General features: G+C 52.5%; 20 protein-coding genes. 11 read left to right on the forward strand and 9 right to left on the reverse strand.

What is annotated here, in order from left to right; genetic code table 11:
• Positions 1-58: 58 nt before the first annotated feature.
• Positions 59-340 (reverse strand): DUF503 domain-containing protein, encoded by a 282-nt coding sequence (locus tag JMW05_RS03715; RefSeq protein WP_201504048.1) that lies wholly within the window; start codon positions 338-340, stop codon positions 59-61.
• Between the two features lie 173 nt (positions 341-513).
• On the opposite strand from JMW05_RS03715, the gene JMW05_RS03720 reads away from it, so the two are divergent.
• The 3 genes from JMW05_RS03720 (at position 514) to JMW05_RS03730 (ending at position 2,056) form a co-directional block, all read left to right on the forward strand.
• Positions 514-1,302: a threonine/serine exporter family protein gene (locus JMW05_RS03720; RefSeq protein ID WP_201504049.1), complete on the forward strand. Its 789-nt coding sequence runs from the start codon at positions 514-516 to the stop codon at positions 1,300-1,302.
• Position 1,303: 1 nt separating this feature from the next.
• Entirely contained in the window at positions 1,304-1,756 is a 453-nt protein-coding gene (locus JMW05_RS03725) for a threonine/serine exporter family protein (protein WP_201504050.1), read from the forward strand.
• Positions 1,757-1,834: 78 nt separating this feature from the next.
• A complete protein-coding gene (locus JMW05_RS03730) occupies positions 1,835-2,056 on the forward strand; it encodes a hypothetical protein (RefSeq protein ID WP_227691428.1) in 222 nt (73 codons plus the stop codon).
• Positions 2,057-2,060: 4 nt separating this feature from the next.
• Here the strand turns inward: JMW05_RS03730 and JMW05_RS03735 are convergent, their stop codons facing one another.
• Both JMW05_RS03735 and JMW05_RS03740 read right to left on the reverse strand, forming a co-directional pair.
• Complete coding sequence (locus JMW05_RS03735) at positions 2,061-2,633, reverse strand: GNAT family N-acetyltransferase (RefSeq protein ID WP_320158754.1); 573 nt, start codon at positions 2,631-2,633, stop codon at positions 2,061-2,063.
• Between the two features lie 43 nt (positions 2,634-2,676).
• The gene (locus JMW05_RS03740; protein WP_201504051.1) at positions 2,677-4,263 is read right to left on the reverse strand and encodes an FAD-dependent oxidoreductase; all 1,587 of its coding nucleotides are present in this window, start codon (positions 4,261-4,263) and stop codon (positions 2,677-2,679) included.
• Positions 4,264-4,516: 253 nt separating this feature from the next.
• On the opposite strand from JMW05_RS03740, the gene truD reads away from it, so the two are divergent.
• Positions 4,517-5,686 (forward strand): tRNA pseudouridine(13) synthase TruD, encoded by a 1,170-nt coding sequence (truD, locus tag JMW05_RS03745; RefSeq protein ID WP_201504052.1) that lies wholly within the window; start codon positions 4,517-4,519, stop codon positions 5,684-5,686.
• Here truD and JMW05_RS03750 read toward each other — a convergent pair.
• Together JMW05_RS03750 and JMW05_RS03755 are read right to left on the reverse strand one after the other, a co-directional pair.
• A complete protein-coding gene (locus JMW05_RS03750) occupies positions 5,683-7,170 on the reverse strand; it encodes a GGDEF domain-containing protein (protein ID WP_201504053.1) in 1,488 nt (495 codons plus the stop codon). The genes truD and JMW05_RS03750 overlap by 4 nt on opposite strands.
• Before the next feature lie 127 nt (positions 7,171-7,297).
• Positions 7,298-8,179, reverse strand: a complete 882-nt coding sequence (locus tag JMW05_RS03755; protein WP_201504054.1) for a PHP domain-containing protein — start codon at positions 8,177-8,179, stop codon at positions 7,298-7,300.
• A 132-nt stretch (positions 8,180-8,311) separates the two neighbouring features.
• Between JMW05_RS03755 and ispZ the strand changes: the two genes are divergently transcribed.
• The 5 genes from ispZ (at position 8,312) to JMW05_RS03780 (ending at position 12,491) form a co-directional block, all read left to right on the forward strand.
• On the forward strand, positions 8,312-8,863 hold the full coding sequence (ispZ, locus tag JMW05_RS03760; RefSeq protein ID WP_201504055.1) for a septation protein IspZ: 552 nt from the start codon (positions 8,312-8,314) through the stop codon (positions 8,861-8,863).
• 67 nt (positions 8,864-8,930) lie between these two features.
• On the forward strand, positions 8,931-9,230 hold the full coding sequence (locus JMW05_RS03765; RefSeq protein ID WP_201504056.1) for a YciI family protein: 300 nt from the start codon (positions 8,931-8,933) through the stop codon (positions 9,228-9,230).
• The gene (locus JMW05_RS03770; protein WP_201504057.1) at positions 9,208-9,699 is read left to right on the forward strand and encodes a hypothetical protein; all 492 of its coding nucleotides are present in this window, start codon (positions 9,208-9,210) and stop codon (positions 9,697-9,699) included. Before JMW05_RS03765 ends, JMW05_RS03770 begins: the two co-directional genes overlap by 23 nt.
• Before the next feature lie 38 nt (positions 9,700-9,737).
• Positions 9,738-11,819 (forward strand): FAD-dependent 5-carboxymethylaminomethyl-2-thiouridine(34) oxidoreductase MnmC, encoded by a 2,082-nt coding sequence (gene mnmC / locus JMW05_RS03775; RefSeq protein WP_227691429.1) that lies wholly within the window; start codon positions 9,738-9,740, stop codon positions 11,817-11,819.
• A gap of 66 nt (positions 11,820-11,885) precedes the next feature.
• On the forward strand, positions 11,886-12,491 hold the full coding sequence (locus JMW05_RS03780; RefSeq protein WP_201504058.1) for a hypothetical protein: 606 nt from the start codon (positions 11,886-11,888) through the stop codon (positions 12,489-12,491).
• Positions 12,492-12,518: 27 nt separating this feature from the next.
• Here the strand turns inward: JMW05_RS03780 and JMW05_RS03785 are convergent, their stop codons facing one another.
• Positions 12,519-13,979 carry a hypothetical protein gene (locus JMW05_RS03785; protein WP_201504059.1) on the reverse strand — a complete coding sequence of 487 codons (1,461 nt, stop codon included), beginning with the start codon at positions 13,977-13,979 and terminating at the stop codon, positions 12,519-12,521.
• Positions 13,980-14,449: 470 nt separating this feature from the next.
• Here JMW05_RS03785 and JMW05_RS03790 point away from each other — a divergent pair, with 470 nt between their 5' ends.
• Positions 14,450-16,168 carry a proline--tRNA ligase gene (locus tag JMW05_RS03790; protein WP_201504060.1) on the forward strand — a complete coding sequence of 573 codons (1,719 nt, stop codon included), beginning with the start codon at positions 14,450-14,452 and terminating at the stop codon, positions 16,166-16,168.
• Between the two features lie 84 nt (positions 16,169-16,252).
• Here JMW05_RS03790 and queF read toward each other — a convergent pair whose 3' ends face one another.
• Both queF and JMW05_RS03800 read right to left on the reverse strand, forming a co-directional pair.
• Positions 16,253-17,104, reverse strand: a complete 852-nt coding sequence (gene queF / locus JMW05_RS03795; RefSeq protein ID WP_201504061.1) for an NADPH-dependent 7-cyano-7-deazaguanine reductase QueF — start codon at positions 17,102-17,104, stop codon at positions 16,253-16,255.
• Between the two features lie 97 nt (positions 17,105-17,201).
• Positions 17,202-18,050: a hypothetical protein gene (locus tag JMW05_RS03800; RefSeq protein WP_201504062.1), complete on the reverse strand. Its 849-nt coding sequence runs from the start codon at positions 18,048-18,050 to the stop codon at positions 17,202-17,204.
• A gap of 197 nt (positions 18,051-18,247) precedes the next feature.
• Between JMW05_RS03800 and JMW05_RS03805 the strand changes: the two genes are divergently transcribed.
• Positions 18,248-19,120 carry a DMT family transporter gene (locus JMW05_RS03805; RefSeq protein ID WP_201504063.1) on the forward strand — a complete coding sequence of 291 codons (873 nt, stop codon included), beginning with the start codon at positions 18,248-18,250 and terminating at the stop codon, positions 19,118-19,120.
• Here JMW05_RS03805 and JMW05_RS03810 read toward each other — a convergent pair.
• Positions 19,110-19,886 carry an ABC transporter ATP-binding protein gene (locus JMW05_RS03810; RefSeq protein ID WP_201504064.1) on the reverse strand — a complete coding sequence of 259 codons (777 nt, stop codon included), beginning with the start codon at positions 19,884-19,886 and terminating at the stop codon, positions 19,110-19,112. The genes JMW05_RS03805 and JMW05_RS03810 overlap by 11 nt on opposite strands.
• Positions 19,887-19,947 lie beyond the last annotated feature (61 nt).

Here is a 19,947-nt window from a genome sequence, read left to right on the forward strand (position 1 = left end):
CCACCGCTTTTATGGTTAACCAAAATAGGAGTGGAAGCGCCATTAACACTCTTAATACTTAAATAAATTCCCGCTCAACCTTCACCATTCTGGCGTCCACGCCATGCTCCAGCTTTTCTTCAATTTGGCTGCACTGTGATTCGATATCGCGCTTTGACAGCCCAATGATGACAAACGTCCATTCGCTCGCCTCATGGCGGTCGCGCTCGCCGCTTTCACAGACCGCGACGCTTGGGGTATTGCCAAAACGCGCGTGTAAGCCGCCCATACGCTGTCGCTTTTCTTTGAGCGAGCGACAGCCGATTAAGGAAAAGGTAATGGTTAAGATGGCGATGTGCATGGGGTGTCCTTTTTAGAGGTATTCCTTTTTTATCATAGTCGTTATAGCGCACGCGACCTATCGCTTTTCATGACCTTTTTTGTACCTTGCTGCGCGCGACTTTTTCGAATAATCGTTTTTTACCCCGCCGCAACCCTTTATAATGACGTATTCCCAATCGATACAGATAACCCATGACCTCTATCAGCTATGTGCAGCAGCAGCACATCACCCGCTTGTGCGTACGCTGCGGACTCCTCTTGATGCAGTATGGCGCTGAGTCTGCCGTGGTGGTGGACTTAACCAAGCGCTTAGGGCTGGCGCTCGGCATGAACAGTGTGGAATGTTCGCTGAATTTTAATGCCATCACCTTGACCACCATCTGTAGCGAGCGCTGTATCACCACCACCCGCGATACGGTCAATCAAAGCATCAATGTGCATTTGCTGGTGCAGATTCAGCAGATTGTCAATAAGACTGAGGCGACGACTGACACGCCAGCACTGGTGGCGCAGACGACTGAGGCGTTCGATGCGCTGGATAAGGCGGTGTATCCGCCGTGGCTCGTGGGGATATTCGTGGGGGCGTCGTGCGCGGCGTTTGCCAATTTGCATGGCGGCAGTTGGGCAATTACGGCGGTGACGTTCGTCGCGGGGATGGTGGCGATGCTGACGCGCATTTATCTTGCCAAGCATCACTTTAACCCCTTTATTACGGTCATTATCACTGCATTTATCGCCTCGGTGATTGGTGCGACGACGTATTATTTTGATATTGGTAATAACGCCGATATTGCGGTGGCGTCCAGTGTGCTGCTGCTCGTGCCCAGCTTTCCGCTGATTAATTCGCTGTCCGATATTTTAAAGGGCTATCTAAATATTGGCATTGGGCGCGCGGTATTCACCTATATGCTGACGCTGTCGGCGTGTGTGGGCATTGTGATGGCGCTGATTGTGCTGCGTATTCAGCATTGGGGGTTTTAGCATGTGGTTTGTTGAAACGGTCGTGCTTTCGTGCATCATTACGCTTGGCTGGACGCTGATGTTCACTGTGCCCAAGCGCTATATTTTGCCGTGTTTGTTGATGACGGCATTTGGTTTTGGGCTAAAGACGGCGCTGGTGTATTACGAGGTGCATTTGGTGATTGCGAGCTTTTTTGGTGCGATGCTCGCCAGCTTTTTGGGGGTGTATTTTTCCAAAAAATACACTTTAACGCCCAAGGCGCTCATCTCGCCCAGCGTGATTTGTATGATGCCCGGTATTGCCGCGTATAAGGCGATGGTAAGTATGGTGCAGATTGGCTACTTTGGCTATTCGGACGCGCTGTTTAGCCAGATGATGGGCTATCTGTTTGAGGCGCTGTTTGTCACTTCCGCCTTGGTGCTCGGTTTGTCCATTCCTGGATTGCTGTTTTATCGCAGACGGGCGATTGTCTGAGCGATACCCCCGCCCTTACAGACAGCATCATGCCGATACTGCTATGATGCCGCATGGATATAAGGAGAAGTGAACGCGATGATGTGGCAGGTTTATTTGTTTATTTTACCCATTGGTTTGGGTATTTTGACGCTGGTGGCGAGCTTGATTGGTTTGTTTATTTACTTAATAGCGGACGACAACGCCACGCGCTTGCCTGCATTTAACTGGTTTAAGCGTTTGATTGTCATCGCGTTTATTTTACTCAGTATCGGGCTGTTTTTTACCTTTGGTTATTTTGCGCAGCAAAGCCAAGGCTAACAAATCAACCCGCCTTTTTTTGTAAGGTGAATAGTACCAAGTCGTCGCGTTTTGGCTGTCCATGATTGCCATCATTAGGAAACGGCATTTGCTTCCCTGTCAGTCGATAGCCGCGCCGCTCATAATAGGCAAGCAGCTCAGGGCGCTCGCTTAAGATACTCATGGTCAAGCGCGGTTCATGAGCACCGCGCAGATGACGTGTGGCAAAGGTCTCTGCCGCTGCCAGCATTTGATTGCCCAAGCCCTGTCCTTGCAAGCTCGGATGCACGGCAAACATGCCAATGTACGCATCCGTCTCATGCATCTCCACCGCGATGCAGCCTAAAACATCCCCTGTCTCTTGCCCCTCGCGCGTACCTGTATCGGTCTTTGGATAGACAAACAGATAGTGCTTGAGGTCGTCGATGACAGCGGCAATGTCCGTCGGCGTAGCGCGAATGCCGCCAATAAGCTCGGCTTCATTCGTCCAGCCCGCATCATCACGATAGCAGTGGTTTAATAAGGCTTCGAGCGCGGGGATGTCCGCACGCTCGGCTTGGCGTAAATGCAGTTGGGGCGTGTCGGTCATTGCCATCATCAAGAGTCTCTTAACCAATAAAAATCAATGCCAATAAACGCGCTTAACGAGACAGCGCGTGTGCTTGGTCAATGATATCAAAATCGGCTTGCAGTTGGGCGCGGGTTGGCGCGTGACCTTGGCGCAATAGCTCAGAGAACGCGACCAGCGCTTTATCACGACCGAGCGTGCTTGCGGCACTGGCGCGGGTATCTTCGCCGTCATCATCAAAGTAGTATTCAATATAGTCTAGCGCTTGCGGATTACCAACCAGTAGGTTGTTATCAGGCGTTGCCGCGTGCCCGCTATAGCGCAGGCTCTTGCCATACTGCATCGTCCAAAAGAACGGAATGCGCTCATCCAGTGTTGGAATGCGCGAGTCGTTAAGAATACTGGCAGCGACCACTTGTCCATGCTGCAATGCCACGCGCCAATGCTCAACGCGCTGGCGACCGAGTTGGTTTTGGGCTTTGGCAATATCGCCGAGCGCATAGGTGCCGTCGCGCAGCTCTAGGCGGCTGTTGACCTGTACACCATCGGCATCGTTGACCGCAGCGAGTACATCCGTACATGGCGCAACGCCTGTACCCAAGATGACGGTATCGGCGGTTAAGGTTTTGCCGCTGCCCAGACGCACACTGCCTGCGCGTTTACTATCATCGTCACTTGGCGCAATAGCATCAACGCTATCGCCCAATACGAACTGGACGCCTTTCTCAGTATGCAATGCAATCAAAGCATCACTCACCGCTTCGGAGACGATATTGCTCATGACGCGCGGCTTCATGCCCACGACGGTGATAGAAGCGCACTCTTCTGCTTGCGTTAAGGCGGAGGCGACTTCCATGCCGATAAAGCCTGTGCCGATGATGACCACGTGCTTGTCTTTGCTGTCCGCTTTGATGGCTTTGGCGTCATCCATGCTGCGCAAGGTGTGGACGCCGTCAAGGTCTGCGCCTTCGATATTGGGCACAGTCGGTTGTGCGCCTGTGGCAACGACCAAATAATCAGCGCTCAAGGCTTCTTCATCAATATAAACAGTGCGCTCAGTTGGCTCAATACGTGTAACCGTGGTATCTAGGCGCAGGTCGATATCATTATCGGCTGCCCAGTTTTTACCGCCAAGTGCCAGCTTGTCTTCGTCCATTTTGCCTGCCAAAAAGGCTTTGGACAGTAGCGGGCGGTTATAGGGCGCGTCTTTGTCTTTACTGACAATAGTAATGCGTCCGCCATAGCCTGTTTGGCGCAACTGATGCGCGGTCATAAAGCCTGCACCGCCACCACCGATAATGAGTGTATGCGTGTCATCCAGTTGCGTCGCGTCATCCGCTTGATTGCACGCCGTATCGGTATCGACCGACCACGTGTCGCCGTCATCTTGCAAGGTATATTGCGCCAAACCTTCGGTGGCGACAGGCTCAAGCAGTGTACCATCACGACTGTCAAAGGTCGCGTGATGCCATGGACAGACGATGCGATGACCGCAGCGCAAGCCGTCACCGAGATTCGCGCCTGCGTGCGGGCATTTGCCGTCGAACGCCCGATAGGTGCTATCATCGCGGGTAATTAAGATGATACTATCGTCGTCTTGTTTGTAGGATTTCATGCCGCCATCTGGAATGTCGTCTTTTTGGATGCGAATCTGACTCATAATCTGTCCTTAGTTATTTTCTATTGTTAGGGCTACAAATAATCTGTGGCTGTTATTTTCTATTGAGTAATACTTTTTTAGCGCACGGCAGTGTGGCTATTAAGCCGAACGTATTTATCATAGCAAGCAGCCGTTTCTGCCGATGTTTTTTTGTATGGCTTGCGCGTTGCAAAACGTAAGCCTGTTTTTGATGGTCTGTAGCCGTTATTTTTACGATTTTTATAAGTGCCGTTTTTATAAGTGAAGCCTGTTTATGTCTAGTACTGCCCCTACCGATACGCCTGCCGCTGATAGCTTTAGTGCCGAACACATTGCGTCTATGAGTGACCCCAGCGCTCTGCCTCAGCCACAAGATGCACCGATAAAATCTGCGCGCTATAAGGCTGCGCCGACAGACTTTGTGGTACACGAGGTGATGGATATCGACTTTACTGAGGATGGCGAGCATCTGTGGCTACACGTACAAAAGGTGGGTATGAATACTGCGTTTGTCGCGCAGCTGCTCTCGGAGTGGGCACAGATTCCGCTACGCGATGTGGGCTATTCGGGACTCAAAGACCGCCACGCGCTGACGACGCAGTGGTTTAGTTTGCGCTTACCCAAAAAGACCGCGCCAAGCACGCCATTTGCGCCGACGGATTTAAATGAGGGCGAGTCGGTCAGTATTTTGGCTGAGCATTGGCACAATAAAAAATTGTCACGCGGCGCGCACCGTGCTAATCGCTTTGTGATTACGCTGCGTGATATGGATACTGACATTGCAGGCGCGGATACGGCGGCGGTTGACAGTCATTTGTCCCATATTGCTAAGGTGGGTGTGCCCAATTATTTCGGCGTACAGCGCTTTGGGCATCATGGCAACAATGTTCGCGACGCGCTTAATTTTCTTGCGCGTCCGCCTCGCCCTGCTAAGGCAAGCAAAGGTAAAAAACGCAGACAAGCCCCACGTGAGCGCGATACCTTGCTACTCTCTGCCGCACGTAGCGTCATTTTTAATCATATTTTGGCGGCGCGCGTGCGTGATAACAGCTGGGATACGGGCTTAGACGGTGAGGTGTTTAATCTGGCGGGATCAGGCTCGATTTTTGCGAGCGAGCAGATGGACGAGACGCTTGCCGAGCGTGTGCGCACGTTCGATATTCACCCGACCGCGCCGCTGTGGGGTACGCATAATGACAAGGTCAGCGGGACAGCTGCCGCGCTTGAGCAAGCGGTCATCCAAGACACGCCGTTATTGACGGCTTTGGCGGTTGGGCTTGAGCGTCATGAGATTAAGGCGCAGCGCCGTGCGCTTAGATTGCCTATCGAAGATTTAAACTGGCAATGGTTAGATAATAATGGTCTGCAATTAGATTTTATCTTGCCGACAGGCAGTTTTGCCACCAGCGTACTTGCCAGCCTCGTTGCGACGCTGCACAGCTAGCGCTGATACCCGTTCGGCGCATCGATTTTGCCTTCGACCAGCATTTCATTGGCGCTCACCACCTGATTGCGTCCGCGATCTTTGGCTTTATACAGCGCCTTATCTGCGATGCTGATGAGGCGCTGACACATATCGCTGCCCACTTGCGCTTGGGTCGCCTCATCGAGTGCCTTATACAGCGCCATCACGCTGTGCGTCTCGCGCGCTTGTTTGTACATTTTCATGCCTGAGCGGGTCGCGTCGTCCTGATACTGCTCTTGGTACATGCTCTTGATGTACTCATCAATGATGCGCAGGCGCTCACTATAGGTCAAGGTGTACAGCCCGAACGACGCGGTCGCCTCAAAGCTATGAATCGGATTGATATAAATGGCATGCTTGGCAATGTCCGCGCGCAGCTGCTCGGCGATGGTCATTGCGGTATAGTGCCCCGTTTCAGGCAGCACGATTAAAAACTCCTCGCCCCCATAGCGACTGATGATTTGATTTTCGGTAAACGCCCCTGCCAAGATGTTTGCGACTTCTTTTAACACCTTATCGCCGACCTCGTGCCCATAATTGTCATTGATGCTCTTAAACCAATCGAGGTCAAACAAAATCACGCTGTAGTCTTGATGGTCATTGAGCGTCATCAGCGTCTGCTGCATTTGCCCTAAACCATGGCGGCGGTTGTCCAGACCTGTCAGCTCATCTTGACGGGCATAGTTTAAAATCTCCCGCTTGCTGGCATCCAAAATCAAAAGCAGCGTGCGAAAGATATAAATGATAAAGATGGCTTTGGGTAGCGCCAGATACATGTGCGTGGAGCGCCAAAACAGCGCAGAGTTTCGGTGCAGCTCGTGCCCGTCATTAAGGGGCACCGTCCCTGTATGAAAAATCGCCGCCGCAATGGCGTTTTCAATGGTCACCGCTTCGTTGTACGTCTGATAACTGTGCGTATGAAACACAGGGTCATTGGTCAAGTGAATCTCGCGCAGACTGGGCAAGTCAACGCCCATATACGGCACAATATTGACAATCACGATAAGCAGCACTTGCAACAAAAACGCGCGCCAAATATAAATGCGTTTAACGAGCATCATCCCAAGCATCGTGCCGCCGACTAAGGAAACACCCGACACCAAGCTGCTGTGCCCAATGATTAAAATCTCAATGCCGATATAAGTGCTGTAGATGACAATCAGCACAATCTGCCAAAAATCCAGTCGCTCCTTGTCGTTTTTTAGCGTGACAAAATGGCGGCTTAGCCACAAAAAAAACAGCCCAAGAATACTCACCACCAGCCACGACATATATAGCAGCGGCATGTTTACAAACACGCCCACGCTATCGCGCTGCCACCACACTACAGCACACCACAGCCAATGCAAACCAATCTCCATCGCCACCAAAAATGACAACAATGACGCCCGCTCAGGCGCTTGCCATTTAAAAATAAGGCGTGAGAGTTCAGTAAAGCTGAGCTGACGCAGAGATACGGCCATGCCAGTGCTACCACCTATCAGATGCAAAAATAAAAAATGTCCAATCACGCCCACACAACGCAGGCGTAAGACGTCAGCTAACGCGCGCTTATCAACCGCCCATCAAACGCTTAGCTAGAAGCGGTAATTAGCTAAAAGCAGTAAAACGCTGCCAAATGCCCTCTTGCATTGGGTGCAGTTTAGGCACATCGCCTAAGCGACGCCACGGCATATTACTGCCATGAAAGTCGCTGCCTGTCGATACGGCAAGCTTGTGCTCAGCGATGCTTCTGTCCACCATCGCGCGCGTACTGACAGGCTCACTGTTCGCTGGCAGCTCGCAGGCGTCACCACCCAGCTCGGCAAACTCGCTAATCAGCTTGCGCACACGGGTCGCTGAGAGCTGATAGCGGGTGGGATGCGCCAGTACCGCTTTGCCGCCGCAGCGGTGTATGAGCGCGATGGCATCGACCATACTGATGGCTTCAATCGCCACGTAGGCAGGCTTGTTGTCCGCCAAGTATTTATCAAAAGCTTGTTGCACGGTCTTAACGTAGCCTTCTTCATAGAGCACTTGACCAATATGCGCGCGCCCAACCGCCTGCGGGTTGTCACCCGCCTTTTTGCAAATGGCGTGCCACAGTGTCTCATAGTCGATATCCAAAAGCTGGCTGAGCTTTTGTGTCATCTGCTGACCACGGGTAGCGCGGCTGTGTTGTAGGGCTTGCAAGGTGTCTTGCATGGTGGCGTGGTCAGTAAAATCGAGACCAAGGACGTGAATGATTTTGTTGGTGGATTTGTTTTTGCCATAGCCACCCGACAGCTCATGCTCGCAGCTGATTTCGACCCCAGAGATGAGGGTCATGCCCAAGTCATTCGCAGCCGCGCTTGCCGCCTCAATGCCTTGCAAGGTATCGTGGTCAGTCAACGCTAAGACGTCAATGCCCGCCGCATGGGCGCGGTTGATGACATCAAGGGGCTCGTAGGTGCCATCAGAGCAAGTGCTGTGGCAATGCAAATCAATTTTCATAGTCGGTCTTTGTCTTAAATAATAGACCCATCATAACGCAGATGGGCATCGGCTTTGTACTCAGATTGCTTTTTTTTAGCGCAGCAGACGTGTACACTAGCCTATACGTTTTTGTTGGATACCCTCCTTGTCATGAAAGCCTTGCTTGACTTTATTCCTTTGATTGCCTTTTTTATTGCGGCACGTTATTACGGTATTTTACCAGCTGCGGGCGCATTATTGGTGGCAACGCTGATTATTTATGCCATTCACTTTGTTCGCCAAAAGGGCAAGTTTGATAAACAGCAGTGGGTGGTGTTGTTATTGACCATCGTCTTCTGTGGTGGCACCTTGTTGCTGCGCGATGACATCTATTTGCGCTGGAAATCGCCAATTATCAATGGCATTTTTGCGTTAACCTTGCTCGGCAGCGTGGTGGTGAATAAGCCACTGATGCAGCTGGCGATGAAAGATGTGTTTGCGCTCAGCCAAAGCGGCTGGAAAAAGCTGACGGCGGCGTGGGCGCTGTTTTTTGCCGTCATGGCGGTGCTGCATTACGTCACAGCCTTTATGATGTCGGATGAGGCTTGGATTAACTTTAAGACCTATGGCTGGATTCCTATCATGCTGGTGTTCATTGTCGCGCAGTTTTTGGTGCTTAAAAAACACATCAACCCTGCACTGACCGAAAAGCCGCCTCAATAACATAAGCCTTGCTTTGCTGGTTTGATTCAGAAAAAAACCGTTATTTTTTTATATCCTAGGAACTATTATGTCGTTATTTGTGTTTATTGGTCACGATGTCGCCGACAGTACAGACAGCCGTAAGGCACACCGCGCGGCGCATTTGGCACGTTTAGAGGCGCTGGATGCGGCTGGCCGTTTGGTCATTGCTGGTCCAAATCCCATCACGCATGGCGAAAGCGCCATGTCAGGCAGTGTGGTGATTGCAGACTTTGAGTCGATTGAGGCAGCGCAAGCGTGGGCGGATGAAGAGCCCTACTTGCATGGCGGCGTATACAGTCATGTGGACATCAAGCCCTTTATCCATGTCCTACCCAAAGCACAATAACCCCCTCGACCGCGCTCAAGCGACCCACAAACCGCCACGATTGGCGGTCTTTGCGTGGGGGCTTTTGCTCACCTTCTTGTGGGCGACTGCATTGCCTAGTACAGCAAGCGCTGCCCCCACCGTCGTCACCCAAGAGACACAAGCCGCACAGACAGAGACGCCAGCAGCATCTACCGCGACAGGCAGCACAGTATCTACAGCAGCCCCCACAGACAGCGCAGAGACGCCGCGCACGCTCGCAGCAAAGTACAGCCCACAAATCAATGCCCTAACTGAGCAAAATCAGACCCTTCAAGCGCGCAATCTGCGCCTACAACAACAAGTGGACAGCCTAAAAACCCAAGTAGACGTGCTGATTTATGAGCGACAAGGGCAGCTGTTTTTATACGGAGCAGCGACCGTGCTGGTGAGCCTGCTTATCGGTGCAGGGATTGCGCGTTTATTCTGGCGTGCGTCCTCACGTTGGTAGTCGATGTGATTTTTTTATTTTAATTCGGTACTGTTTTTATGATGCCTGATACCCCCAATGCGCACAGCGCAGCCGCCCATCCTGATACCCACGCTGCCATCACGCCTGCGCGCTTGACCTGGCAGGAGGACGACCACGGCAGCATGGTGCCTGTGTCAGGTGAGTTCGGTGATGTGTACTTTTCGCACGTCGATGGGCTGGCTGAGTCGCGCTATGTGTTTATTGAGCATAATCACCTGCCCGAGCGTCTGCAAAAGCTGCAAGCCAGACAGTGCTTTACGGTGGCGGAGATTGGCTTTGGTACGGGGTTAAATGTGCTGGCGCTGTGGCAGCTGTGGCGCACGCTACGTGCAGCGCATTCGCACTTGGCAGATGCGCGCTTGCACATCATCACGACCGAAAAGTATCCGCTGACGCTGAGCGATTTGACGCAGATTTTGCGCATGTGGCAGACGCGAGCGCCTGAACTTGGGGAGATGATTGAGGCGCTGTTGGCGGCGTATCCGCCACTGATTGCAGGCTGTCATCGATTACACTTTGATAATGACAATGTGACCCTTGATATCTGGCTGGGCGATGCCAGTGCCAGCTTTTTGCAGTGGGTCAAGCCAAGTGTTGGCGGCGTGGATGCGTGGTTTTTGGATGGCTTTGCGCCCTCTTGTAATGAAGACTTGTGGGCGACGACGATATTTGAGTCGATGCAGCGCTTGTCTTCAGCCACGGCGACGGCAGCGACCTTTAGCTGTGCAGGCGTGGTCAAACGCGGACTGAAAGCGCACGGCTTTGAGATTAAAAAAGTAAAAGGCTTTGGGCGCAAGCGCGAGATGTTAATCGCATGGCGAGCTGCACCAGACAGCGAGAGCACCATCGACACCGCAGACAGTACGGAGGATAGCACCCTTGATGCCGACCATGACGCCGTACCGAGCTTGCCTTACCAGCATGTGGCGGTCATCGGTGCAGGCATATCGGGTCTAATGGCAGCGCATACACTCGCCTCACGCGGGGTGACGGTGACGCTGCTGGACAAGCAGGCACCGCTTGCAGGCGCATCGGGCAATCCGCGCGCCCTGCTCGCGCCCAAGATGACGCCCTTGTCACACGCAGCAGAGCATCTGCATACCGTCAGTTACTTATACAGCGGGCGTTTTTATCGGCAGATGGATGGCATGCATACCGACCCCGCTGCCAAGACCGATGCCATCGTCACGCCGACAGGTACGATGGATTTATTGACCAAAGCCAATATCACAGCGGCGCAAGCCTGCGCTTATCCTGAATCGGTGGCAACAGCGTTAGCGACCGAAGAGGCGCGCGCATTAAGCGGCTTGTCTGATGCAGCGACCAAAACGCACGTGTACTTGCCGCAGGCGGCGCTTATTAACCCGCAGGCGCTCAAAGAGGTCATTCTCGCCCATCCGCGTATTCGCTATCAAACCTTTGAAGTCGCCCATCTGTCCGAGCAGGCGCACGGCGTACAGCTGCTAGCATCAGATACCAATAGCGCACCACTCTTTGCCGATGCCGCCATCGTATGCGGCGCTTATGACAGCCCGAAGCTTGTGCCGAGCTTGTTTGCGTGTCGCAAGATACGCGGGCAGCTGTCATGGTTTACGCCCAGTGCCGAGCAGCTGGACAGCTTGCCCAAACTGCCCCTCAAGTACGGCGGCTACTGCGCGCCTTTTGTGGCGACCGCTGCCGATGCCGCGCTCAATCCTGTGCAGGCAGCTGCGCCGCAGTTTTTATTGGGCGCAAGTTTTGTGCGTAATGATACCGATACAGCGATACGCGTGGAGGAGCATCAGCACAACCGTGACAAGCTGGTCAGCGCGCTCCCTGAGCTGGAGGATATTCTGCCGAGCGATGTCGGTCAGTGGCAGGCGCGCGTAGGCATTCGCGCACAGACGCCCGACTATCATCCCTTGGTCGGTCAAGTCACAGGCAGCCAGCATATATGGACACTGTGCGGTATGGGCTCAAAGGGCTATGCCTTTGCGCCACTGTGCGCGCAAGTTTTGGCAGATATGATGGGCGGCAATATTGTGCCCGTGTCACAGCGCGTGCTTGCCAGCCTATCGCCGCAGCGGGCGCGGCTGCAAAAGCCCCTGAACTCACTGTGATAAGCGACCCGCTACCAATCAAACTGACAGCTTTTTTATTATAATTTTTAGACAGGAGTGCGGCAGATGCTCACGACCCCCTCGCCCCTTTGGCAGCGCACGCTACTGCTGGTGGGTATGACAAGCGTGTTATTGATGGGCTGTAACAAGCCTGCAGAACCAGACCCTCAAGCTACAGCCGCACCTGACAACACTGCGGTGCCAGCCGAGACGAACGCAAACACAGCGCCCGTTGATACAGCGCCGACCCAAACCAGCCCTCAGACGACGAACGCGCCAGCACCCGACCCCATGCCGCCTGCTGACAACACCGCCCCACCTGCGGAGGCAGAAGCGCCGCCTGATGTCAGCGCCGCTACACCAACCGAAAGTCTCGCTGGGGCACAGATTACCGATATGCGCTATCAAAGCCCGACAGGAGCGGACATCGGCGTCACCTTTATCACCTCGGCATCAGGCGTATTGAGCGCGCGCCTGACAATGCCCAATCAGCCCGCCATGACCTTGGACGCCCCTGAAGGACAAGGCAACAACCCCACCTACCGCAGCGCAGATGGCCGCGTGCAGCTGGTCAGTCATGGGGGCGGCAGTAGTATCGATGTGATTGTGGACAACAGCGTAACCAGCTACGACGCCGTGAGCGCCGATGCCAAAATAGTCACCCAGTCTTAGCCACGATTGGGCCGCGTACTGCTGGTATTACAAGCCAAGCTTTTGTCGCCATTTGGACAAGAAGCTTGATTTGGCAGGTTTTGGCGTGTCGGGCACCGTATCTTCTTTGGGTGTGCTGGTGTTGTCGGTCTCAGGCAGTGTGATGCTGCTACTGGTCGGTGCTGGCGTATGCTCGCCGCGTGCACGCCGCGCCAACAGCTCATCCATAGTCATCTGGACAGGTCGCGTCGGTGCAGATGCAGGCGGCGCTTGCTCAATACTAGGCGCGTGGTCAGTTGTGGGCACACTCGCTGTGGCAGTGCGCTGAATGCGGGTATTGATGTCCAGATAGTTGTCTGTCTGCAAGCTGCCCGAAAACAGCAAACTTGCAATGATTTTTTTACTGCTGCCGACTGAAATATCGGCACGATTTGCCATTTGGCTGACATTACGCGGTGCATGCTCAATCGCAGTCATCACGCGCATCATCTCGCGGCGCTCTTTGGCACTCATCGCCCGCCCTTGAGCATCCAGCGCAGGCTTGACCCAATAGCGCAAGCGATAGCTGGCATCGTCATTGATGAGGGGCGCAAGCAGCGCCGACTGTCGCCATGCTGCCTGCCACAGCCACTGCGTCATGTCGGTGGCGTCGCTGTCATGCGGACGCACATCATTGTAAGCCTCGATTTGCCAAGACAAGCTGAGCGCAATCGGCGTGGTGCTGTCTTGCCACAAGCGACCTGTACTCGGCTCAATCACTGCCACGCACACGCGCTCATTGTCACGCAGCGCCGTGATTTGCTGCAGTCCTGTCAGTCGCTGCTGCAAAGCTTTGATGCAGCGCACAATGCCTTCATAGTCACCAACGGCGCGCTCAAAGGGTTTGCTCTCTTGCGCCTGTTTGGCAGGCTGCGGACTTGGCGTGGCTGGTGTTTGCGGCGCGTGCGCGTCTAAAGTGTTGGCTGGACGCGTTGGTATGGGCTCAGCGGCACGGGTATGGCTGACTTTTGCGTCAGTGCGTTCGGTTGCAGCGCTGTTGTCTGCGCTCTGCGCCGCCTGCATCGTGGTTGGGATATTGCTGTCGTCTTCAGGCACGTAGGCATGCTGCTGCAAGATATTGGTCACTGTGCCTGAGCCTTTTTGCAATAGCGGCACAGAGCGCATCAGCCATTCGCTTAGCGTGTCGAGCTTTTTTAATGGCAAAATCACGTGATTGTCCGCCATATAGCCCGTATCGTTTTCTTCGGTGCGGCTGACATACAGAACGGGTTTGTGCATTTGCGAGGACAGCAGTTTCATCACGCTCGCGGCATCGCGAAACTCATGACTGATTAAAAACAGGTCAATCTGCCCATGACTGGCAGACACCCATTCCAAGTCGGCTTCTAGACGCAGCAGAATACGCAGATAACCCTTTAGCAGTACCTGATCAGCAGGTCGAATGCCCACCAATGCGGTGCGCAAGACCTTTTTTAGGTTGTCTTGGTGATTATCTGCCAGATAGGTCATACACTCCCTCCACGTCACGCGCTAGGATATTGCTCGGTCAATGTTAAACGGATGCTCTTGATGAATTATGAAAAAACACATTACGATACTTTTTCATTGTAAAGCATCGCTTGAGTGAGTACGATACCTACTAGGCCCTTTATTGCGCCATTGAGGCTATCTGTGAGGGCGGTTTTGCTGTCGATATCTGTACCCATACTAAAAGATAATGACAGTCATTGCTCGAAAAATTGGAAAATTATTGCGTCTGAGACGAAGTTTACCTAACATAGCCCCACTGTACCGAGAACATTTCACTGCCTTTACGCTTATGGCGTTATGATTTTGGGCGTATCGGGTGCCAAGACTTGGTTCGGAGCCGTGCTGTTGTACGATGCGCAGACGATTTGTGTGCGCCAGTGCTAACGTTGGTCGTTCACACACTGCCCGACTTCTTATTTATTTATCAAAGATAAGGTTATGCTTTATTTATGAAAGCCAGTCAATTTTTGTTTGCCACGCTAAAAGAAACCCCAAATGATGCGGACATCGCCTCAAGTCAATTGATGGTGCGGGCAGGCTTGATTCGAAAAATCGCTTCTGGGCTGTATATTTGGCTGCCGATGGGTCTAAAAGTATTAAAGCAAGTAGAGCGCGTCGTCCGTGAAGAGATGGAAAACATCGGCGCTCAAGAGCTGTTGATGCCGATGACCCAACCTTCTGAGCTGTGGCAGACCAGTGGGCGCTTTACCGACTATGGTCCTGAGCTGCTACGCTTCGTTGACCGTCATGAGCGCAGCTTTGTCTTGGGTCCGACGCATGAAGAGGTGATTACCAATCTTGCCAAAGGTGAGCTGCGCAGTTATAAGCAGCTGCCTGTGACCTTTTTTCAGATTCAAAGCAAATTCCGCGACGAGATTCGTCCACGCTTTGGCGTGATGCGTGCGCGCGAATTTACTATGAAAGACGCCTACTCGTTCCATATTGACCAAGCCTCGCTGGCTGAGACTTATCAAGACATGTACGACGCCTACACGCGCATCTTTACCCGTTTGGGTTTTGATTTCCGCGCTGTGCAGGCGGATTCAGGATCGATTGGCGGCTTTGCCTCACACGAGTTTCATGTACTTGCCGACAGTGGTGAAGACGATATCGTGTTCTCAAACGTCTCAGACTACGCGGCGAACATTGAGCTGGCTGAAGCCATCAGTACAGGCGAGCGTCAAGCGCCCACCATGACGCGCCAAGACATCGATACCGTCGAGATGCCTACGTGTGAAGCGGTTGCTGACTATCTGGACTTGCCACTGACCAAGACCGTTAAGACTTTGATTGTCAATGGCGAAACGGCAGAAGGCGAGCCGCAGCTGGTCGCGTTGATTTTGCGCGGCGACCACACGCTCAATGAAATCAAAGCAGAAAAACTGGCTGAGGTGGCCGCGCCATTGACCCTTGCCAGCGATGCCGATTTAAAAGCGGCAGGACTGCACAAAGGCTATATCGGCGTTGATTTGGACATGCCTGTCTTGGTCGACCGTGCTGCCGCTGAATTGTCTGACTTTGTGGCGGGCGCAAATACCGTCAACAAACACAGCATCGGCGTTAACTGGGAGCGTGACGCGCACATCACGCGCATCGTCGATATCCGTAACGTACAAGAAGGCGACGCCTCGCCAGACGGTCAAGGCACGCTACAAATCAAGCGCGGCATTGAAGTTGGGCACATCTTCCAGCTGGGTGACAAATACTCGCAGGCGCTGGGCTGCTCGGTATCAGGCGAAGAAGGCAAACCTGTCACGCTTATGATGGGCTGCTACGGTATTGGCGTCAGCCGTATCATCGCGGCGGCCATCGAGCAAAACCACGATGCCAATGGCATCTTGTGGCCAACCACGCCTGATGTCAAAGACTCGCTCGCGCCATTTGAAGTCGCTATCGTACCGATGAAGTCAAAAGAAGAGACCGTAATGCAGACGGCGACGGCGCTGTATGATGCGCTAAAAGCGCGCGGCGTCAATGTGCTGCTTGACGACCGTAACGAGCGTCCTGGCGTGAAGTTTGCCGACCTTGAGCTGATTGGCGTACCGCATCGCGTTATCGTCTCTGACCGCAACCTTGCCGAAGACAAATACGAGCACGTCAATCGCCGCACAGGTGAAAAACAGCTGTTGAGCCATGACGAATTGCTTGCTGCGCTTGGTTGTGAATAATCGCTGCTCGCAATCGTTAATAAAAAAGCGCCTACTCAGTTAGGCGCTTTTTTTATACGTATCACTTAAGCCAAACAGCGTGCTTTACTGACGAATCAAACGGCTGGGCGCAGGCAATAGGTTCGGCGCACTGACGCGGCACGGATTGATATCAATACCGCCACGGCGCGTGTACCATGCGCGCACCATGAGCTCCGTCGGCGCATAAAAGGCGCTTAAATCGGCAAAGATTTGCTCCACGCACTGCTCATGAAAGCCGTTGTGCTGACGAAAGCTCAACACATAACGCAATAGCGCGGCGGTATCGACTTTTTTTGCACTGACGATATGCACTTGTAGCGTGCCCCAATCGGGCTGGTTGGTCACAGGGCAATTACTGCGCAGTAAATTGCAGTACAGCAGCTGTGCCTCATTCGCGTCCGCCATGTCGCCCGCTGCTTGTAGCAAGCTGGCATCAGGATGCGCGCACAGCGCTATTTTGTCTGTACTGTCTGCCAGTGCCTCATCAATACAAACGCCTGCTGGTGTGCTGATTTGTAGGCTCTCAGGCATCTCACCTAAAGCAAACAAGCTGACCTCAACCGCTGCTTGCAAGCACGCGGACAAATCCTCGGTGATTTGCGCGCGTACCGCATCCCAGCTCTCAAACACCGTAAAGTTCAGACTGTTAAAATACAGCTTTAAAGACTTTGACTCGACGATAGATGGGCTGTCCGCAGGAATAGCAAGGCGCGCCATCGCCACTTGTGAGATACCGCGCGCATCAAGCCATGACAGTTCAAACGCATGCCACCAGTCTACCCCTTGCGCCAAGCGCGTGGCATCACCGCCGATCACATCGCGCCCAAGCGAGCGCGCAATCGGATACAGCAGGCTTGGGTTATACTGCGTTGGATAGTCGGTGGTGTGCTCGCCCAAAATACCGTGAATACTCATAAATCGCCCTAACTGCTAAATACATCATAATAAGTGGTCGCTATTTTACCGCAATCAACCTCTGCTGTGCGCCTTTTGTGTGGTTGCGGCTGTCACGTTAGCGAATCGGGATCAGCTGCCACTCATCACTGTCTTTTGGTTTTACATAATTAAATCGCACGCGATATGCTGCCGTATCTTCAGGATTCATTTTAAAATAATAGTCTGCAATAAGGCTGGCGTCTGTGACCCACTCAAGCGTCACCCGCGCCGCCATACCATCAAAATCCTCGCCATTGTAATAGGTCATGTGCTGCCAAAAGCGCGCCTGAACATCCTCAGCGGTGTCCTCAGGGTGATATAAACCATCTGCCTGCAACTGCCACAGTATGACATCTTGCTCTCCAACATCCATATCGACGGTCGCCGCATAGTCACGATTGGGCGAAAAAGTCAGCTGCGTACCAGTAAATTCTTGCTCAATACCACTCTTTAGATTCACCATAATGGTATTTACACTTTCCCACAGGTTTTTTTCTATGGTCACTGTCTGATTTTTTGGATGATAATCTTCTAGAGTTAAATAAGTGTTGCTGTCTTCAGACCAGACAGAATATTTTTCTCTAAAGGTGAGCGGTAAGCGTCTGTTTGGTACTTTGATATAAATGGTGTCTTTTTCTCGTGCTAGTGTTTCGGACAAGCCCCACTGTCTACTCAAGCGATTGTCATGATTTTCAGCCGCCTTTTGCAAGCAGTCAAGATAAAGCCGCTGATAAGGGTCACTGCCGCTCTCCTCTTCTACATCATCACACAGCTCAGAAAACTCTGTTTCGCGTGCATTCTCAGGCAGCACCTCCCACACATAATCACTCATCGCAGCGCGGGTTTCGGCATGAGTCTGTGCGCCAATGAACATCAATCCCAGCAGCAAACCACCAACCCTATAAACACCACTTAAACTTTTCATAAAAACACCAACAAATTTTTGGCGGTTATAATAAGCAAATGTTTAGTAAAATACAAGACGATTGCTCGTAGCGCTATACGCTTAGGATGCAAACATTGTTGTCATCTGACGACCCATCATAAAATAAGGTACGTAACAAAAGGCAAAAAGATACTGTCTAAGAATGTTACAATTGCGTTTTTTTCTTATCGCGACTTATGATAAAAAACATCTCACTCGGCTCAGGCTGGATGATTATTGCGGCACTGCTGTTTGCCTCTATGAACATCTTGGTCAAAAATGCCGCCGCCCACCTGCATATGAATGAATATGAGCTTGCCTTTTGGCGCTCATTGCTGCCTGCCTTAGTGATTTTTGGCACAACGCTGGTGCGCAAGCAAACGCTTAAGACGCCGTTTTTTTGGGGTCACATGCAGCGCAGTATGGCAGGCACGACGGCACTGCTACTGGCATTTTTTGGTCTGAGCCATTTGCCGCTGGCAACCTCTGTGACGCTGAACTACACCTCTGTGGTCTTTATTGCCCTACTCTCCATCTTTTGGCTCAAAGAAAAACCGCCACTCAAAACATGGGTCGCGCTGTTGATGGGGCTTGCAGGTATTTGTCTGATGCTCAAGCCTGCCTTTGCCACTGACAGATTGATAGAGACCTTGATTACGCTAAGTGGTGGGATTTTTACCGCATTTGCGCTGCTACAAGTGCGCGAGCTGTCTTTGATGGGTGAGCCTGCGTGGCGGATTGTGTTTTACTTTTCAGCGGTCGCGACCATCACTTCAGCCATTGCGGCGACGTGGTTTGGTTGGCGGGGTTTGACGAGTGATAGTCTGCCTTACATCATTGGCATTGGTATGACGGGACTGTTTGCGCAGCTGGCGATGACGCATGCCTACCACGTGGGACAAAAATTCACCGTCGCTGCCCTGTCTTATCTGACCGTGGTGTTCTCAGCCGTTTACGGGGTGATTTTTGTCGGTGAGCATATCGGCGCGTTAGAGATTTTTGGTATTGTGGCGGTGATTTTGGCGGGCGTCGTCAGCAGTGTGCCTGAGAAAAATGCCGCTAAGCGCTAGCCAAACGCTTGCGGTACGGATGAATCACAGGCAAGCCGCGATGGCTGGTCAGAATCTCGATATCCACGTGATACACTTGGCGTAAAATCTCGGAGCGCATGACATTACTTGGCATCCCTTGTGCAGTGATGTTGCCGTCCGCCAACAGCAGGACCTCATCCGAAAATTGCGCTGCAAGACTCAAATCATGCAAGACCATGATACAAATCAGCTGATGCTGCTTGGTATAATGGCTCACCTTATCGAGCAGGTTAATCTGATGCGCCATATCGAGCGCGGACACAGGCTCATCGAGCAGCAAAATCTTGGGACGGCGCAGCAGCGCTTGCGCGAACATCGCCAGCTGACGCTGTCCACCACTCAGCGCACTGATCGGACGATGCGCCAGATGCGAGATGTTCAGCTCGGCAAGCAGCGCTACCGCTTCATGCAGCAAGTCATCACTGATACGGCGGCTGAGCGCGTCCATACGTCCAAGCAATACCACCTCAAGGGTCGTCAAATCAGCATCGGTATTGCTGTCTTGCGGCATATAGGCGATGTCTTTACGCCATGTATTCAGATGCCCTTTACGCTGTGTTTTACCCTCATAAGAGATCGTGCCAGAAAATTCGATTGCGCCAAAGACTGCCTTGAGCAAGCTCGACTTACCCGCGCCATTGACCCCCAAGATGGTATAGATGTTGCCCGCTTCAAATTGTGCATCAACGGCTTTGGCGACACTAAAATCACCATATTGAATCGTTAAACGGTCAAGCTTAAGCATAGCAACCTCTTTTATGACAGGGTCAAAAGCTGGGCAAACGGTACGCCCGCCTCGGTTAAAA

This window comes from Psychrobacter aestuarii (assembly GCF_904846035.1).
Lineage (GTDB): Bacteria > Pseudomonadota > Gammaproteobacteria > Pseudomonadales > Moraxellaceae > Psychrobacter > Psychrobacter aestuarii.

Bases quoted from the DNA above. Each gene is read 5' to 3' on its own strand.
- queF (WP_201504061.1), bottom strand. From the start codon at position 17,104: ATGAGTATTCACGGTATTTTGGGCGAGCACACCACCGACTATCCAACG.
- JMW05_RS03755 (WP_201504054.1), bottom strand. From the start codon at position 8,179: ATGAAAATTGATTTGCATTGCCACAGCACTTGCTCTGATGGCACCTAC.
- JMW05_RS03800 (WP_201504062.1), bottom strand. From the start codon at position 18,050: ATGAAAAGTTTAAGTGGTGTTTATAGGGTTGGTGGTTTGCTGCTGGGA.
- JMW05_RS03720 (WP_201504049.1), top strand. From the start codon at position 514: ATGACCTCTATCAGCTATGTGCAGCAGCAGCACATCACCCGCTTGTGC.
- JMW05_RS03750 (WP_201504053.1), bottom strand. From the start codon at position 7,170: ATGGCCGTATCTCTGCGTCAGCTCAGCTTTACTGAACTCTCACGCCTT.
- JMW05_RS03805 (WP_201504063.1), top strand. From the start codon at position 18,248: ATGATAAAAAACATCTCACTCGGCTCAGGCTGGATGATTATTGCGGCA.
- JMW05_RS03785 (WP_201504059.1), bottom strand. From the start codon at position 13,979: ATGACCTATCTGGCAGATAATCACCAAGACAACCTAAAAAAGGTCTTG.
- JMW05_RS03735 (WP_320158754.1), bottom strand. From the start codon at position 2,633: ATGATGGCAATGACCGACACGCCCCAACTGCATTTACGCCAAGCCGAG.
- JMW05_RS03765 (WP_201504056.1), top strand. From the start codon at position 8,931: ATGTCGTTATTTGTGTTTATTGGTCACGATGTCGCCGACAGTACAGAC.
- JMW05_RS03780 (WP_201504058.1), top strand. From the start codon at position 11,886: ATGCTCACGACCCCCTCGCCCCTTTGGCAGCGCACGCTACTGCTGGTG.
- JMW05_RS03810 (WP_201504064.1), bottom strand. From the start codon at position 19,886: ATGCTTAAGCTTGACCGTTTAACGATTCAATATGGTGATTTTAGTGTC.
- mnmC (WP_227691429.1), top strand. From the start codon at position 9,738: ATGATGCCTGATACCCCCAATGCGCACAGCGCAGCCGCCCATCCTGAT.
- JMW05_RS03770 (WP_201504057.1), top strand. From the start codon at position 9,208: ATGTCCTACCCAAAGCACAATAACCCCCTCGACCGCGCTCAAGCGACC.
- JMW05_RS03790 (WP_201504060.1), top strand. From the start codon at position 14,450: ATGAAAGCCAGTCAATTTTTGTTTGCCACGCTAAAAGAAACCCCAAAT.
- truD (WP_201504052.1), top strand. From the start codon at position 4,517: ATGTCTAGTACTGCCCCTACCGATACGCCTGCCGCTGATAGCTTTAGT.
- JMW05_RS03715 (WP_201504048.1), bottom strand. From the start codon at position 340: ATGCACATCGCCATCTTAACCATTACCTTTTCCTTAATCGGCTGTCGC.
- JMW05_RS03730 (WP_227691428.1), top strand. From the start codon at position 1,835: ATGATGTGGCAGGTTTATTTGTTTATTTTACCCATTGGTTTGGGTATT.
- ispZ (WP_201504055.1), top strand. From the start codon at position 8,312: ATGAAAGCCTTGCTTGACTTTATTCCTTTGATTGCCTTTTTTATTGCG.
- JMW05_RS03725 (WP_201504050.1), top strand. From the start codon at position 1,304: ATGTGGTTTGTTGAAACGGTCGTGCTTTCGTGCATCATTACGCTTGGC.
- JMW05_RS03740 (WP_201504051.1), bottom strand. From the start codon at position 4,263: ATGAGTCAGATTCGCATCCAAAAAGACGACATTCCAGATGGCGGCATG.